This window comes from Streptomyces sp. NRRL F-525 (genome assembly GCF_000716605.1).
GTDB lineage: Bacteria > Actinomycetota > Actinomycetes > Streptomycetales > Streptomycetaceae > Streptomyces.
The window spans coordinates 44,530-59,359 of sequence record NZ_JNXE01000033.1; the positions used below are offsets into that span (position 1 = coordinate 44,530).

Annotated in this window: 15 protein-coding genes; 7 read left to right on the forward strand and 8 right to left on the reverse strand. The window is 69.3% G+C overall.

The window, feature by feature from the left end:
* Window positions 1–34 precede the first annotated feature (34 nt).
* The 7 genes from OO69_RS35505 to OO69_RS35535 all read right to left on the reverse strand — a co-directional run bounded on the left by OO69_RS35505 (window position 35) and on the right by OO69_RS35535 (window position 6,648).
* Window positions 35–1,369, reverse strand: coding sequence for an NtaA/DmoA family FMN-dependent monooxygenase (locus tag OO69_RS35505; RefSeq protein WP_033285013.1), 1,335 nt, complete (start codon window positions 1,367–1,369; stop codon window positions 35–37).
* Window positions 1,366–2,025, reverse strand: a complete 660-nt coding sequence (locus OO69_RS35510; protein WP_033285014.1) for a cysteine hydrolase family protein — start codon at window positions 2,023–2,025, stop codon at window positions 1,366–1,368. The genes OO69_RS35505 and OO69_RS35510 overlap by 4 nt, the downstream gene beginning before the upstream one ends.
* Window positions 2,025–3,086, reverse strand: coding sequence for an LLM class flavin-dependent oxidoreductase (locus OO69_RS35515; RefSeq protein WP_033285015.1), 1,062 nt, complete (start codon window positions 3,084–3,086; stop codon window positions 2,025–2,027). Before OO69_RS35515 ends, OO69_RS35510 begins: the two co-directional genes overlap by 1 nt.
* Window positions 3,087–3,126: 40 nt before the next feature.
* Window positions 3,127–4,236 (reverse strand): ABC transporter substrate-binding protein, encoded by a 1,110-nt coding sequence (locus OO69_RS35520; protein WP_033285016.1) that lies wholly within the window; start codon window positions 4,234–4,236, stop codon window positions 3,127–3,129.
* A gap of 106 nt (window positions 4,237–4,342) precedes the next feature.
* On the reverse strand, window positions 4,343–5,200 hold the full coding sequence (locus OO69_RS35525) for an ABC transporter permease (protein ID WP_033285095.1): 858 nt from the start codon (window positions 5,198–5,200) through the stop codon (window positions 4,343–4,345).
* A 17-nt stretch (window positions 5,201–5,217) separates the two neighbouring features.
* On the reverse strand, window positions 5,218–6,042 hold the full coding sequence (locus tag OO69_RS35530) for an ABC transporter ATP-binding protein (RefSeq protein ID WP_234444614.1): 825 nt from the start codon (window positions 6,040–6,042) through the stop codon (window positions 5,218–5,220).
* Between the two features lie 150 nt (window positions 6,043–6,192).
* Window positions 6,193–6,648, reverse strand: coding sequence for a hypothetical protein (locus tag OO69_RS35535; RefSeq protein ID WP_051801428.1), 456 nt, complete (start codon window positions 6,646–6,648; stop codon window positions 6,193–6,195).
* A gap of 45 nt (window positions 6,649–6,693) precedes the next feature.
* Here OO69_RS35535 and OO69_RS35540 point away from each other — a divergent pair, with 45 nt between their 5' ends.
* The 7 genes from OO69_RS35540 (at window position 6,694) to OO69_RS35570 (ending at window position 14,048) form a co-directional block, all read left to right on the forward strand.
* Complete coding sequence (locus OO69_RS35540) at window positions 6,694–7,377, forward strand: TetR/AcrR family transcriptional regulator (RefSeq protein ID WP_033285018.1); 684 nt, start codon at window positions 6,694–6,696, stop codon at window positions 7,375–7,377.
* A 104-nt stretch (window positions 7,378–7,481) separates the two neighbouring features.
* On the forward strand, window positions 7,482–8,090 hold the full coding sequence (locus OO69_RS35545; RefSeq protein WP_033285019.1) for a TIGR03086 family metal-binding protein: 609 nt from the start codon (window positions 7,482–7,484) through the stop codon (window positions 8,088–8,090).
* 159 nt (window positions 8,091–8,249) lie between these two features.
* Window positions 8,250–9,038 carry a DUF4142 domain-containing protein gene (locus OO69_RS35550; RefSeq protein WP_033285020.1) on the forward strand — a complete coding sequence of 263 codons (789 nt, stop codon included), beginning with the start codon at window positions 8,250–8,252 and terminating at the stop codon, window positions 9,036–9,038.
* 171 nt (window positions 9,039–9,209) lie between these two features.
* Complete coding sequence (locus tag OO69_RS35555) at window positions 9,210–10,544, forward strand: DUF692 domain-containing protein (RefSeq protein WP_033285021.1); 1,335 nt, start codon at window positions 9,210–9,212, stop codon at window positions 10,542–10,544.
* A 124-nt stretch (window positions 10,545–10,668) separates the two neighbouring features.
* Window positions 10,669–11,439 carry a DUF4142 domain-containing protein gene (locus tag OO69_RS35560; RefSeq protein ID WP_033285022.1) on the forward strand — a complete coding sequence of 257 codons (771 nt, stop codon included), beginning with the start codon at window positions 10,669–10,671 and terminating at the stop codon, window positions 11,437–11,439.
* 117 nt (window positions 11,440–11,556) lie between these two features.
* Complete coding sequence (locus OO69_RS35565; protein WP_033285023.1) at window positions 11,557–12,333, forward strand: TIGR04222 domain-containing membrane protein; 777 nt, start codon at window positions 11,557–11,559, stop codon at window positions 12,331–12,333.
* 134 nt (window positions 12,334–12,467) lie between these two features.
* Window positions 12,468–14,048 carry an alpha/beta hydrolase gene (locus OO69_RS35570; RefSeq protein WP_033285024.1) on the forward strand — a complete coding sequence of 527 codons (1,581 nt, stop codon included), beginning with the start codon at window positions 12,468–12,470 and terminating at the stop codon, window positions 14,046–14,048.
* Window positions 14,049–14,098: 50 nt separating this feature from the next.
* On the opposite strand, the gene hemQ is transcribed toward OO69_RS35570, so the two are convergent.
* Complete coding sequence (gene hemQ, locus OO69_RS35575; protein ID WP_033285025.1) at window positions 14,099–14,830, reverse strand: hydrogen peroxide-dependent heme synthase; 732 nt, start codon at window positions 14,828–14,830, stop codon at window positions 14,099–14,101.

Here is a 14,830-nt window from a genome sequence, read left to right on the forward strand (position 1 = left end):
GCCCCCATCCCCACCCGCTCTCACCGCGGGCATCTCAAACTGCCAGGTTCTCGCGGAGAGTCGGCCCCTGGTACGGCGGCGCGAGCGCACCCCGGCGGCGCAGTTCGGGCAGCAGCAGCTCGCTGATCCCGGCGAAGCCGGAGGGCATGGCCAGCGGACTGGAGAACATGAAGCCACCGCGCGATCCGGTCGAGGAGAAGGTCTCCTCCAACGCGTCGGCCACGGCGGCCGGATCGCCGACGACACTGTGGTCCAGGCCCGTCGCCCTCCCCCGCCCGTGCTCGAAGAACTCGCTACGGCTCATGGTGTGGTCCGCGCCGAACTCCGCGACGAGCGAGCCGACGATCCCCGCGGGACTCGCGTTGGCCGCCGCCAACTCGTCGCGCAGCTCACTCAGTTGGAAGGAGGCCGGAAGCGTCGAGAAGTCGTAACCGGCGTTGTGCGAGAGGTAGGTGGCGACGGCCTCCTCGTTCCAGAACTCGTGCACCGCCTCGCAGCGCGCCGAAGCCTCGGCCTTCGTACGGCCGACGATCACCTGGGTCGCCCAGAGGATGCCCACGTGTTCCGGGTCCCGCCCCTCGGCGAGGAGCGCCTCGTCGAGCAGTTTGCGGTGACGCTGCTGGCCGGCGAGGTTGCCGCCGAAGCCGAATACGAGGTCGGCGAAACGGGCCGAAGCGGCAATGCCCCGGGGCGAGTTGCCCGCCTGGACGATGAGCGGGTGGTACTGCGGACCGGGTACGGACGCGAGCGGACCCTTGACCGTGAAGAAGCGCCCCTCGTGGTCGATGGGGTGCACCTTCTCAGGGTCGGCGAACCTCCCCGTGCCGCGGTCGCGGACGATGGCGTCCGGCGCGACGGAATCCCACAACGCCCGGCAGACGTCGACGAATTCCTCCATCCGCTCGTACCGCAGGTCGTGGTCCATCAGCTCGGCGAATCCATAGTTGGCCGCGTCGGCACCCCGCGTCGAGGCGACCACGTTGAAGGCGATCCGGCCGCCGGTCACATGGTCGAGCGAGTTCAGCAACCGGGCGACGTAGAAGGGATGCATGAAGGTCGAGGAGTACGTCAGCCCGAAGCCGACCTTCTCCGTCACCGTGGACATCGCGGCGATCACCGGCGCCATGTCGTGGCGCGGCCACTGGATGCCCCACTCCACGGCCGGTGCGATGCTGCCCCGCCAGGTGCTGGGGATGCCGCTGCCGTCGCCGAAGAACAGCAGGCCCACGCCCGCGCGTTCGGCGGTCTGCGCCAGCTCCATGAACATGCGGACGTCCGGGAAGTCCCGCCCGATCCACGAGCCCTGTCGCGCCCAGGCACCCTCGGTGTGGGTGAAGGAGAGGTCGTAGCCGATGTGCATTCCGGTCATCGCGCGGCCTTCTTCCACAGCTCGGCCACTTCGTCGGCGTCGCTCAACACGGCCACGTTCAGGCCCAGTTGGAACAGGGCGGCGGCGTTGACGTGGTGGTCGTAGGCGGTCGTCGTGTCCTGCGGTACGACGACCGGCCAGTCGAGTTGGACGGCGTCCTGCGCGGTGGCGTACACGCAGCACTCGCTCGTCAGGCCGACGACGGTGAGCCAGTCGTGGCCGGCGGCGCGCAGCCGTACGTCGAGATCGGTGCCGAGGAAGCCGCTGTAGCCGCGCTTGACGACCCGCAACTCCCCCTCTTGCGGCTGCATTTGATACCACTCGGCGCCGGGCGTCCCGACCCGGCACGGCTCGTCCGGGCTCATGGGTGCGTCGTAGTCGCCCTCGCGCAGCCAGTTGCTGGACCGCCACGGCCGTGCCGGGTCGCTGCCCAACTCGACCCAGACGACCGGCACTTCGGCGGCACGAGCGGTATCGACGAGCTCGGCGATACGCGTGACCGTCCGGTCGAGGGTCGCCAGTGCCGTGTCCGTCAGGCCGTAGGCACCCAGCCGGTCCGGATCGGCGAAGTCACGTTGCACATCCACGACGACGAGCGCGGGCCTGCTGAACGGCCCGGCGAGCTGGGCGAGTTGTCTGTCGCGCAGGTCGGACATCAGGCCGCCACCTCGTCGCGGGCGCGCAGTTCGGGCAGCACGGTCTCGCCGAACAGCAGCATGTCCTCGTCGTACTCCGGGAAGATCAGCATGAGTCCGTCGAGGTCGGCCTCCCGCACGATGTACTCGATGTGCTCGGTGACCGTACGGGCCGAACCGGCGACGTACGGCGTCTGGAAGGCCGCCTCCCCGTCGGCGCCGTCGGCCCACGCGCGGGCCTGGTCGGCGGGGACGCCCCAGGTGTGCCGCATATGGGCGAGCGCCTCACGATCGACGCCGACGCCCCACTCCTTCACCTTCTTGACGGCCAGCTCGTCGGTGTCGTCCTGGACGACGGTGAGCATCGAATACGTCTTGCAGACACGGCCGTTGGCCCTCGCCCGCGCATGCACGTCGGCCGAGAGCGACCGCATGTCGTCGAGGCTGTCGGCGGCGAGAAAGGCGCCGTCGGCGTACCGCGCCTGGAACCGCCGCGCGTCCTCGGACCGCCCCGCGCTGATGAGGGTCGGCCGGGTCGCCGGATGCGGCCGGGACTCGCAGTCGACGAGGTCGAAGTACGGCGTGCGCAGCGTGACCGAGTCCTCGGTCCACAACCGCGTGACCGCCTCCGCCCACAGCTCCGTCATCCGATAGCGGTCTTCATGGCTCAACTCCGGGTCCCAGTCTCCGAATTGCTCGAACTCTCCCGCGTACGATCCGTTCACGATGTTCATCCCGGCCCGCCCGCCGGAGATGTCCTGGAGCGTGGTGAGCATCTTCGCCGCGACGGCGGGGTTGTGGACATTGGCGTGCAGGGTCGCCCAGATCTTGACCCGGCTGGTCGCCTCGGCGAGCGCCGCCATCATCGTCATCGACTCCAGCGAACGGCCCCAGTGGTCCGTACTCCCGCCGAAACCACGCCACTTGGCCATCGACATCACGAAGTCGAGCCCGATGCTCTCCGCGTGCACGGCGGCACGCTTGTTGTACGCGTAGGTCGCCTCGGGATGCGGCGCGGTGGTGGACAGCATCCAGCCGCCGTTCCCGATGGGAAGGAAGATTCCATACTCTTTCGCGGGCACGTCACGGACCTTTCTACGGCTCTGCGAGTCTCTTGCGTTCTTACGGCGCGGGCCAGACGAGCTTGTCGCCGCTGTAGATGTCCTTGACGAAGGACGGGTCGAACCACCCCGTGGCCTTGGCGGCGGTCACACTGCCCGGCACGATCTTGAACTGGTGCAGCATGGCGACGAGTTGGGTGACGTTGTCGGTGTCGATCCCGCCGAGCGGCTGTCCGGGCGTCGGGTTCTCCTTGACGACCTGCGTCTCGGTCTTCCAGATCGTCGCGTTCAGCTTCTTGTCGTAGGTCGGCCCGGACAACTTGGCCGCGTACCCGACGCATTCACTGATGTGCGCCTCGCCGGCGGAGCAGTACTCGTACGCGTGCAGCGCGGCCCGCAGGATGTCCTCGACGGCGTGCGGATGCGCCTTGGCGAACGCCGGGTTGACCGCCATGGCCCCGATCGAGCTCGGAATCTTGTAGTCGACCGGCTTCCATACGGTGACGTCCTTGCCGGCCGCCTTCAGCTGATTGGGCTCGTTGGAGATAAACCCGGTGAGCGCCTCAAGCCCGCCCTGCTTACGCGGCAGCACCGAGGGGTCGTACCCCTCCTTGACCAGCTTGAGCGAGTCCCACTTCACACCGGCCTTGACCAGCATCGCCTCGACGGCAGCCGGGACATACCCCTTGTGCCCGACGACCTTCCCGTCCAACTGGGTCAGATCGGTGATGTCCTTGTTGGTCATCAAAATATCGAGCCCGGCATTCGAGTAAGAGGAAATCCCCTTGATGTCGATCCCGTTGGCCTGCGCCTGGATCAGATCCTGCTCGGAGATCGCGGACACGGTCGCCTGTCCCCCGGCGAGCAATTTCGTGTTCTGCGCGGTGTCACCACTGCCCGGCTTCAGATCGACGGTGAGGCAAAGGTCCTTGAAGTAGCCGAGCTTGGCGGCCGCGATGTATTCGAGGATCGAGACGGAGGACTGGAACTGATACCCGGAGAGATACGTGATCTTCCCGGCGGCCTTGTTCTCCGCACACCGCTTCGCGGAAATCGCGGACCCGGCCGAGCCCGCAGAGGTGCTGTCGTCCGAGCCGGAACCACATCCGGCGACCCCGAGCACCAGAACGGCGGCGACAAGGGCAGATCTGGTGAGGCGATAACGAGGCATGAGTGGACTCCAAACTGGCTGAATGCCGGTGAGTTGAGCGCCCCAAAGGGGCGCGGGGAACTGCGCGACCAGCCCCCACCGGCCCGCAGATAAAGAACAGTCCCTACTACTCCTGCACGCTGTCGTGCCAATGCAACACACGCCGCTCAACCAACGTCACGGCAAGCAACAGCAACACGCCCATCACCGCAAGCACGAGGATCGAGGCGTAGACAACAGGGAGTTGATTCATGGAGGAGGCGACACTGATCGCGGTACCGAGCCCCCCGGTAGACCCGGACGCCGACATCTCCGCGACAACCGCCCCGATGATCGAGAGCGGAAAGACAATACGCAGCGCGGCAAAGAGATACGGCAGCGCGTTGGGCACGCGCACATGCCACAACAACTCGACCCGGCTCGCGTCCATCGTCCGATAAACCTGCAACACCTGCTGCGGCACAGACCGCAACCCCGTAGCCGTGTTGATGAGAATCGGAAAGAAACAGATCAACCCGGTGATGATCAGCTTGGGCATAGGCCCGAACCCGAATGCCACAACAAGCGCCGGCGCGATCGCAACCAACGGCGTCACATTGAGGACGACAGCGATCGGCATCACCGCCCGCCGCACCAACGGCAGTTCACTGGTCAGCACCGCGAGGACGAACGCCCCGACGAACCCCATCCCCAGCCCGGCCGTAGCCTCACCAAGGGTGACAAGCGCGTTGTGCACGTAGTAGCCGAGTTGATCGGACAGCGAACTTCCGACATCGGACAACGGCGGTAGCAGATAGGGAAGTCGTTCAGCCCCCCAGTGCCAGAGCCCGCCAAGCAGCACCAGCATCACGACAAGCGGCAGCCACACGGCCGGCCGGACCCACGCGATCCGCGACCTAGGGTGCTTCAGGCTGAACCGGGACGGTTCGACAGGCGGCTGTGTCTTCGCCACCGGAGCGGTGGTGCGTTCGTCGGCAACGGTCACGTCCCTCACGCCCCCACTCACGCCGCTTCACTGTTCCACGCGCGCCGCAGCCGCTCTCGAACCAGGTCCTCGTACTCGTGGAACCGCCGCTCCCCGAAGAGCCGTTCACCACGAGGCCGAGGCAGGTCGACATCGATGCTCTCGACGATCCGGCCGGGGTTGGGCGCCATGACGACGACGGTGTCGGAGAGCCGTACGGCCTCGGACACGGAGTGAGTGACGAACAGAACGGTCGTCCGCAACTCCTCCCACAGATCGAGGAGTTGGTCCTGAAGGCTCTCGCGGGTGAACTCGTCCAGCGCCGAAAAGGGCTCGTCCATGACCAGCACATCGGGCTGCAGCCCGAACGCCCGCACAATCGCGGCACGTTGGCGCATGCCGCCTGACAGCTGAGCCGGGAGCTTGTGCAGGGCGTCGCCAAGACCGGCCTTGACGAGGAGTTCCTCCATGTCGGGAACCGCCGTCCGCCGCTCGGCGAAATCGGCGATGCGCTCACGCCGCTTCCCCGCACCCCGGTTGATCTTCTGCGGCAGCGTGACGTTGCGCAGGACCGACAGCCACGGCAACAGCGCGGGGCTCTGCGGCACGAGCCCGATCATCTTGGCCGCACACGCCTCCGCCGGTGTCACCCCGTGCACCAACACCAGGCCGAGGTCCGGCCGTTCGAGGCCCGCGACGAGACGCAGCAGGGTGGACTTACCGCAGCCGCTGGGGCCGATGAGACTGACGAAACGGCCCGACGGCACCGTCAGGTGGACGTCGTCGAGGGCCGTGGTCGCGGCGGACCCGAAGCCGTAGACCCGTCGTACCGACCGCAGTTCGAGTGCTGGCGTACCAGTCACCTTCACGCTCCCATCCATGTCGCGGGCACGAGTGCCCGATCCTGGAAGTCGGAGAGCGTGCGTAGCGAGTGCGACTGACTGCCACGCGGAAATCCGCTTAGGTGCCCCCGACCGTAGGAAGATTGTGTTTCGGCACAGCGCAGTTGACTGTTACGGGCGTTTTACGTCTGGCTTCGAAGAAGATCGCAGCGGAGCGACCGCGGTGCCGTCGAAGACGTGGATCTCGATCCCGAGGTCGGCTGCGGCCCGTGCCACCCAGCCGCCGAGGGCCTGCACGATCAGCTCGGTGACCAGCAGCACCGCGCGCTCGGCGGTCGGCACGGACTCCCGCAGCCAGAGCAGTTTGAACATGTCCGCCATGACCTTGTTGCGGTAGGCGGGCTTGTACGCACCCTGGTTGCCGACCAGTTGGACGAGCACGCGGCAGCCCGCGTCGATCCCCTCGACCTCGACCCGGCTGCCGTCGGGCAGCATGAGCGGCTTCGGGCGCAGCGGCGTGCCGAGGTGGTCGCCGAGCGCGAGCAGCATGCGGCGCTCGACGGAACCCTCGGCGAACCGGCTCCACTCGGTGGGGGCGTCCAGGACGATCAGGTGCACGCGCCGCATCCTAGGAAGGGTCCGTTTCCCCCGTGTTGCTTAGGGTGGACCACCATGAGAGCAGGCGGAGCGACAAGGACACCTGACGAGGACGCGGGTACGACACGACCCGACGGCCGGGTCGAGCGGGGCAACCGCACCCGGCAACTGGTCCTGCGCCGCACCGTCGACATCGCCTCCGTCGAGGGCCTGGAGGCCCTGACCGTCGGCCGGTTGGCCACCGAGCTGCGGCTCAGCAAGAGCGGGGTCTTCGCACTCTTCGGCTCCAAGCAGGAGCTGCAACTGGCCACCGTGCGCGAGGCCGCCCGCATCTACACCGAGAAGGTGATCAGGCCAGCCGCCGAAGTCCCGCCCGGCGTGGGCCGGTTGTGGCGGCTGTGCGAGCTGTGGCTGGAGTACTCGCGGGGGCGGGTCTTCCCCGGCGGCTGTTTCTTCTACGGGGTCATCGCCGAATTCGACGCCCGCTCCGGTCCCGTGCACGACGCGATGGCCGGCGCGCAGCGCGACTGGATGGCCCTCGTGGAGCGGACGGCCGCCGAGGCCCGGGACACCGGCGAGCTGCGGGCGGACACCGACATATCCCAACTCGCCTTCGAGGTTGTCGCGTTGATGGAGACGTCCAACGCGTTCTCCGTCCTGCACGACGAGGAGACCGCGTACCGCCGGGCCCGCGTCGGCATAGCGGCCCGCCTTCGATGCGCGGCCACGGACCCTTCGACGGCTCCTCAAGTCCCCTGACATACAAGGCATTTCACCTCCCCTCAGACGGCACTTTCCCCCTCACCTCACTTCGGCCGAAAACAAGTAGCACGACCGTTCGCACAGTTTTAGGCTCAGGCTCCATGACAGCCACCGGAACGGACATCGTCGAGCTCGACCGGATCGCCGTGTACGAGGCCCTGCGCGTAGTGGAGTTGGCGCAGGAGGAGGACTGGGAGCGGGACACCCCCTGCGCGGGGTGGGACCTGCGGCGGCTCGTGGCGCACATGGCCGCGCAGCACCACGGATTCGCGGCCGCCGCGCGTGGCGCGGGTCAGGACAGGGCGTACTGGCGGGAGCCGGAGGACATGAGCGAGCCGGCCCGGACGCACCGCGCCGCGGCCACCGCCGTCCTCGCCGCGTTCGCCGAACCCGGCGCCCCCGAGGGGGAGTTCGCACTGCCGGAGCTGGGCGCGAGCTTCCCGGGCCGGACCGCGATCGGCTTCCACTTCATCGACTACGTCGTCCACGCCTGGGACGTGGCCGCCACCCTCGGCACCGAACTCGACCTGTCGGACGACGTGTTGGACATCGCCCTGGTGGTGGCCCGGCTGGTACCCACCGAACCGGCCGTCCGCGGACCGGAGTTCGCCTTCGCCCCGCCGCTCGACGTACCGCCGGACGCCGGCCCGCTCGACGAGACGCTACGGCTACTGGGCCGGACGCCGGAGCACTGGCCCGTCAAGGGCTGACGACAGGACCGGCGAAGGGCCGCCGAACTCGCCTACTTTGCCTGCTCCTTGAGCAAAGCTGCCCTCCCTTTGAACAAGGAAACCGCTCCGCGCGTACCTCCTGGCACTGGCCACGCGTCAACTTCTCCAACGACCAGTTGGTTCCCCCGGGAGGCTCCCTTGCGTCGTATCAACGGTACGGCTGTGTTCATCGCGACCATTTTCGCCACCACCGGTGCGCTCGTCTTTCCCGTGTGGTCGTACGCCGACCGGGCGGGGACCGGGCAGGCGAACGTGGCGGCGGGCACCGTGAACACCGAGTGGGGGCCGTTGACGGCCGCCGACCGGGATCTGATCGTGCGGGTGCGGCTGGCCGGGCTGTGGGAGCTGCCGGCCGGGCAGCAGGCGATCGAGCGGGCGCCCAGCCAGGCGATCAAGGAGGCCGGTGACCACCTCATCGTCGGCCACACCGACCTCGACAAGCGGGTGCGGATCATCGCGGCCCAGCTGGGGGTCGCGCTGCCGAACGTGCCGAACGAGCAACAGCAGGGCTGGCTGCGGGAGATGAGCGCGGCGACCGGCGCCGAGTACGAGTACAAGTTCGCCAACCTGCTGCGGGCCGCGCACGGCAAGATCTTCCCGGCCATCGGCGCCGTACGGAACACCACGCGGAACACGCTCGTGCGGCAGTTGGCGTCGGACGCCAACCAGACCGTGCTCGACCACATCACGGTGCTGGAGAAGACCGGGCGGGTCGACTTCGACGCCATCGCCAACGAGATCGCCAACGCCTCGACCGCCAGCCCGACCGGCCCTGCGGCCCCGGCCCCCGGCCAGCAGGCGCCCTCCGCGCCGGCCGCCGAGGCGAGCGGCAACATCGGCGCCACCTCGCGCCCGTCCCCGGCGGCACCGGGCACGGTCAACACCGGCCGCCCGGATCCGGTCGACTCGAACGGCGTCCTGGGTTAGGGCTCCCGCGGCCGTCCGGGTCCCGGCCCCGAAGTCCTGGCCCCGAACCTCAAATGTTGCTCTGAAAGTGACGCGGCCGAGGTTCGGGGCCTTGCCCGTGGGCGATACCCCCGTCACGCCGGACAGCGGACTTGTGGAGTTCATGACCTGCACACAGAACGGGGACGGACGATGGAGCGACTGGGAACGGGCATCGGCTGGCGGCCGGAGATCGCGGACGCCGTGGAGCGCATGCCGGGCATCGACTGGGTCGAGGCCGTGGCCGAGAACGTCTGCCCCGGCCACCTCCCCGACTCCCTGCTACGGCTGCGCGAGCGCGGCGTGACGGTGATCCCGCACGGCGTCTCCCTGGGCCTCGGCGGCGCCGACCGCCCGGACGAGGGCAGGCTGACGGCGCTCGCCGAGCGGGCCGAGGCGCTGGGATCGCCGCTGGTCACGGAGCACATCGCGTTCGTCCGCGCGGGCGGCCCGCTGACCGCCTCCCCGCTCCTGGAAGCCGGCCACCTGCTGCCCGTACCGCGCACCCGAGACGCCCTCGACGTGCTCTGCGAGAACATCCGCATCGCCCAGGCCGCACTTCCCGTACCCCTCGCGGTAGAGAACATCGCCGCGCTGCTCGCCTGGCCGGGCGAGGAGATGACCGAGGGGCAGTTCCTGTACGAACTGGCCGACCGCACCGGCGTACGCCTCCTCATCGACGTCGCCAACCTGCACACCAACCACGTCAACCGCGGCGAGGACCCGGCCAAGGCCCTCGCCGAACTCCCCGTCGAGGCCATCGCGTACGTCCATGTCGCGGGCGGTATCGAACGCGACGGCGTCTGGCACGACACCCACGCCCACCCAGTCCCCGCCCCGGTCCTCGCCATCCTGACCGACCTCGCGTCCCGCGTCTCCCCGCCCGGGGTGCTGCTGGAGCGTGACGACAACTTCCCCGAACCGGCCGTGCTGGAGCGGGAGTTGGAGGCGATTCAGGGGGCGCTGACCAAGGGGTGGGCACGGTCGGCCGCGCGCCGGGTGCCTTCGCGGGAAGGGCAGGCGATCAGCGCCGTAGGGGCATCGGAGACGGCACCCGCGCCCGAAGCCACCGCCGCCGCCCGTCAGCGTCTCGCCCTCGCTCAGACCGCCCTTCTCTCCGCCCTGGTCGCCGCGACTCCGGTCCCCGACGGGTTCGACCGGGTGCGGCTCGGGGTGCAGGCGCGGGCGCTCGGGGTGAAGCGGGCCGATGTCGTGGCGAAGGTGGCACCCGAACTGCCGGAGATTCTCGGGGAGTTGTACCGGCCGACCTTCCTCGCGTACGCACACTCGCACCCCATGACCGGCGGTTACCGGCGGGACGCGCTGGACTTCGCGGGGCAGCTGCTGCTGTCGGGCGGGCCGGAGGACGCGGAGGTGCGGCGGGAGTTGCGCGAGTGGTGGCTGGAGCGGTCGGGGCCCGTCCCGCGTTCGGCGCGGCCCGCGGTCCGGCTCGCACGTGCCACCCGGCGGGTGCTGCTGCGCCGTTGAGGGACTCAGGCGGCGCCGACCAGGGGCCTTGGAAGGTGACAGTGACTCCACAGTAATATTGCGGTCCCGCACGAGACGCGCACGAAAAGCACACTCACGTGCGGTGCCGTAACAGGAGGCACCCATGCGACCGCGACCACCCGTAAAGGGCCGAGGCATAGTCAGTGGCACCGGCGTCATCGTCATCGGCCTGACCGCGACCCTGGCCGCGCTGGTCTTCCCGGTCTGGTCCTACGCCGACCGGTCCGGGACGACCGGCGCCAGCGTGCTCAGCGACCAGACGGTGACCACCCCGTACGGGCCGTTGTCCGCCCTGGACCGGGACTTCGTCACCAGGGTCCGGCTGGCCGGGCTGTGGGAGCTGCCGGCCGGGCAGCAGGCCGAGGAGAAGGGCACGACCGCGGCCGTACGGACGGCGGGGCAGCACCTCATCGACGGCCACACGTTCCTGGACGAGCGGGTGCGGGACGTCGCCGCCCGGCTCGGGGTGCCGCTGCCCAACCAGCCCAACGCGCAGCAACAGCAGTGGCTCGCCACGCTCAACGCGGCGCAGGGCGTGGACTTCGACCGCAAGTTCGCCAACATCCTGCGCCTCGCGCACGGCAAGGTGTTCACGGTGGTCGCGCAGGTCCGCGCCACCACCCAGAACTCCCTGGTCCGCGCCCTCGCCGACGACGCGAACACGACCGTCCTGGACCACATCAAGATCCTGGAGGCCACCGGGTACGTCGACTTCTCCGCGCTGGCCCGGGACATGGCCGCGTCGAGTTCGCCGGTGCCCAGCGTCTCCGCCGCGGCCGACCCCGGACAGGTGGTCCCGCTGGCCCCGTCGGTCTCCCCGACCTACACGCTCCCGCCGGCCGCCTCCGCCCCACCGCCGTCGGCGCAGCCGTAGAACCGTTGCGGCAGTAGTCCGTTTCCGGACATTCGGAACGTCACATACCGACAACGCTCCGTCCGGATTGTGAACAAGGCATGGCGTCGCACTGGGCCTTTGGCATAGAAACTTGGCATGTTCTGGGTCCTTCTCCTGCTCCTGGCCTGGGCCGTCGCCGGCACGGCGTGCACGCGGCTGTGCCTGGCCGCCGTCAGAGCGGCGGCCGTCGACACGGACGACGCGGGCACGGGACACGATCTGACGCTCTACGAGGCGGCGTTCCTCTCCGGCGGTCCCGCGCGGGTCGCCGATCTGACGCTCGTCTCCATGGCGCGGCAGCACCGGCTGCTGCTCGCGCACACCGGCTGGGCGACCGTCGTCGACCCGCGCGGCCGGGACGCCATCGAGCGGTCGGTGATAGGCGCGATCGGGCCCGAGGGGCAGTCCAGGATCGGCCCGGTGCGGGCCACCGCGGCGGCCACGGATGCCGTGCGCGACGTCGCGGACCGGCTCGTCGACGCGGGCCTGGCCGTACCGGACGGCAGCACTACGACCGTCGCGTCCGGGGTACGGCAGGTGAGGGGCGCCGCGCTCGTCGTGCTCGTGCTGGGCGCGACCGCGCTGCTGACGCCGGGGGCCGAGATGCCGCGGGGGCTGGTCGCGCTCTGGTTCGCGCTGCCGCTGGCCCTCACGCTGAGCTGTCTGGCCATCGCGCGGGTCGAGGTGCACCCGTACTCGCGCTGGGCGTCCCCGGCCGGTCAGCGGCTGCTGGGCACGCTGGCCCGGCACGCGGGCAGCGGGGACGACCGTACGTATCTGACGTCCGTCGCCGTACGCGGCATCCGCGCGGTCGGCGAGCCGGATCTGCGGGCGGCCTTCGCGCACCGCGAGCAGTACGAGTGGCGGCGCTGACCACAGCGTGAAGGCGCTCCCCGGGGGCGCACAGGGGTCATTGGGGCCGACACCGCCCGACGGTGCTTGCCTTCGCCGACAGCCGAACGAAACATCCCTTTTGTTGCTGCCGTGCTCCGAAGGGATACCCCACCATGCGAGCCGCCGCCCTGTACTCGGCCGCCGGGTCCTTGCTCCTCACCACCCTCGCCGCCGCCCCGGCCACCGGTGCCCCGGGCGCCGCGGAGTCGACCGGCACCGCGCTGGCCGCCGCGCACGCCCGGGCGGCGGGCATCACCTTCGGGAAGTGCCCCGACGCCCAGGACCTGCCCGGCACCATGGAGTGCGGCACGGTCTCCGTCCCGCTCGACTACGCGCACCCCGACGGCAAGCAGATCAAGCTGACCGTCAGCCGCGCCCGGGCCACCCACAAGGACCCGCACAACAGCAAGCGCAGAGTGCCCGGCCAGGGCTCCCTGGTCTACAACCCCGGCGGCCCCGGCGCCTCCGGCCTCTACTTCCCGCTGATCGGCATGCTCCCCGAGTGGAAGCGCATCGCGTCGGCCTACGACCTCGTCGGCTACGCCCCGCGCGGGGTCGACAAGTCGGCACCCCTGTCCTGCGAGGACCCCAAGCACTTCTTCAAGGCGCCCTCGCAGTCGCCGACTTACCCCTCGGAGTCGTACAAGAAGGAACGCATCGCGGAGGCCAAGTCGTACGCGCGCGGCTGCGCCAAGCGCTCCGGCAGCAAGCTCCGCTTCTACACCTCCCTCAACAACGCCCGCGACCTGGACGTCCTGCGCGCCGCGCTCGGCGAGGACAGGCTGACGTTCATGGGCGCGTCCTACGGGACCTACTTCGGGGCGCTGTACGCGACGCTGTTCCCCACGCACGTACGGCGGATGGTGTTCGACTCGGCGGTGAACCCGGACCCCGAGCAGATCTGGTACCGCAACAACCTCGACCAGTCGGCCGCGTTCGAGGGCCGCTGGACGGACTTCCGCGAGTGGATCGCCAAGCACGACGACGTCTACGGGCTCGGCGACACGGAGGAGAAGGTCCTCGGTAGCTATCGCAAGGCCGAGGCGCGGCTCGCGGAGAAGCCCGCGGGGGGCAAGGTGGGTCCTGCGCAGTTGCAGGGCGCGATCCTGTCCGCCGGGTACTACGACGACTACTGGCCGCACAGTGCGGCTGCCTTGTCGGCGTATCTGAAGGGTGACCCGAAGCCGTTGATCCAGCAGGCCGGGCCCACGCCGGGGGCGGCTGTCGAGGCGGAGAACGGGAACGCGGTGTACACGGCCGTCGAGTGCAATGACGCGGCCTGGCCTACCGAGTGGAGTGTCTGGGACCGGGACAACACTCGGCTTGCGCGGGTGGCGCCGTTCGAGACGTGGGACAACGTGTGGATGAATCTGCCGTGCGCGTACTGGCCCGTGCCTCGGCAGCAGCCGCTTGATGTGCGGACTGGGCCTGGTGAGTTGCCGCCGGTGCTGATCATGGCTGCCGAGCGGGATGCGGCTGCGCCGTATGACGGGGCCCTTGAGTTGCAACGGCGCCTGTCTGACTCGGTGTTGGTGACTGAGCGGGATGCGGGGACTCATGGGATCGCCGGTGGATCCAACAAGTGCGTCAACGGGTATCTGGACGCTTATCTGTTGGAGGGGCGGTTGCCTGAGCGGCGGGCTGCGTGTGCTCCGCATGCTGAGCCGAAGGCTGCGCGACCGGGTAGTTCGTAGACTGCCGCCCGGCGGGGGCTGGTCGCGCAGTTCCCCGCGCCCCTAAAGACCTACGCCAGCCCGGCGATCAATTCGGAAACCGACTTTCGGCGGCCCGTGTAGAAGGGGACCTCTTCTCGGACGTGCATGCGGGCCTCGGAGGCTCGGAGGTGGCGCATGAGGTCGACGATGCGGTAGAGCTCGTCGGCCTCGAAGGCCAACATCCACTCGTAGTCGCCCAGCGAGAACGAGGCGACCGTGTTGGCTCGGACGTCCGGGTAGCCGCGGGCCATCTTGCCGTGGTCGGCGAGCATGCGGCGGCGGTCCTCATCGGGGAGCAGGTACCAGTCGTAGGAGCGCACGAACGGGTACACGCTGATGTAGTTGCGCGGCGTCTCGTCGGCCAGGAAGGCCGGGATGTGCGAGCGGTTGAACTCGGCGGGGCGGTGCAGCGCCATGTTCGACCAGACCGGGTCCAGGGCGCGGCCGAGCTTCGTGCGGCGGAAGAGGTTGTACGCCTCCTGAAGCTGGTCGGCGGTCTCGGCGTGCCACCAGATCATGAGGTCGGCGTCGGCGCGCAGTCCCGAGACGTCGTACGTGCCGCGGACGGTCACGTCCTTCGCGGCGAGCTGGTCGAACAGCTCCTGGACCTCGTCGGCGTATCCGGCGCGGTCCTCGGGCAGCACGTCCTTCAGCTTGAAGACGGACCACAGGGTGTAGCGGATGACCTCGTTGAGGTCCTTGGCCAGCTTGCCCTTGTTCGGGATGCGGCCGGGCTCGGTGGTGGGGGCGTCGTCGCTCAT

What these genes read in the sequence shown, in the direction of transcription:
- OO69_RS35505 (WP_033285013.1), bottom strand. Translation starts at nt 1,369, where the DNA reads ATGACCGGAATGCACATCGGCTACGACCTCTCCTTCACCCACACCGAG.
- OO69_RS35540 (WP_033285018.1), top strand. Translation starts at nt 6,694, where the DNA reads ATGAGAGCAGGCGGAGCGACAAGGACACCTGACGAGGACGCGGGTACG.
- OO69_RS35520 (WP_033285016.1), bottom strand. Translation starts at nt 4,236, where the DNA reads ATGCCTCGTTATCGCCTCACCAGATCTGCCCTTGTCGCCGCCGTTCTG.
- OO69_RS35565 (WP_033285023.1), top strand. Translation starts at nt 11,557, where the DNA reads ATGTTCTGGGTCCTTCTCCTGCTCCTGGCCTGGGCCGTCGCCGGCACG.
- OO69_RS35570 (WP_033285024.1), top strand. Translation starts at nt 12,468, where the DNA reads ATGCGAGCCGCCGCCCTGTACTCGGCCGCCGGGTCCTTGCTCCTCACC.
- OO69_RS35510 (WP_033285014.1), bottom strand. Translation starts at nt 2,025, where the DNA reads ATGTCCGACCTGCGCGACAGACAACTCGCCCAGCTCGCCGGGCCGTTC.
- hemQ (WP_033285025.1), bottom strand. Translation starts at nt 14,830, where the DNA reads ATGAGCGACGACGCCCCCACCACCGAGCCCGGCCGCATCCCGAACAAG.
- OO69_RS35545 (WP_033285019.1), top strand. Translation starts at nt 7,482, where the DNA reads ATGACAGCCACCGGAACGGACATCGTCGAGCTCGACCGGATCGCCGTG.
- OO69_RS35560 (WP_033285022.1), top strand. Translation starts at nt 10,669, where the DNA reads ATGCGACCGCGACCACCCGTAAAGGGCCGAGGCATAGTCAGTGGCACC.
- OO69_RS35555 (WP_033285021.1), top strand. Translation starts at nt 9,210, where the DNA reads ATGGAGCGACTGGGAACGGGCATCGGCTGGCGGCCGGAGATCGCGGAC.
- OO69_RS35535 (WP_051801428.1), bottom strand. Translation starts at nt 6,648, where the DNA reads ATGCGGCGCGTGCACCTGATCGTCCTGGACGCCCCCACCGAGTGGAGC.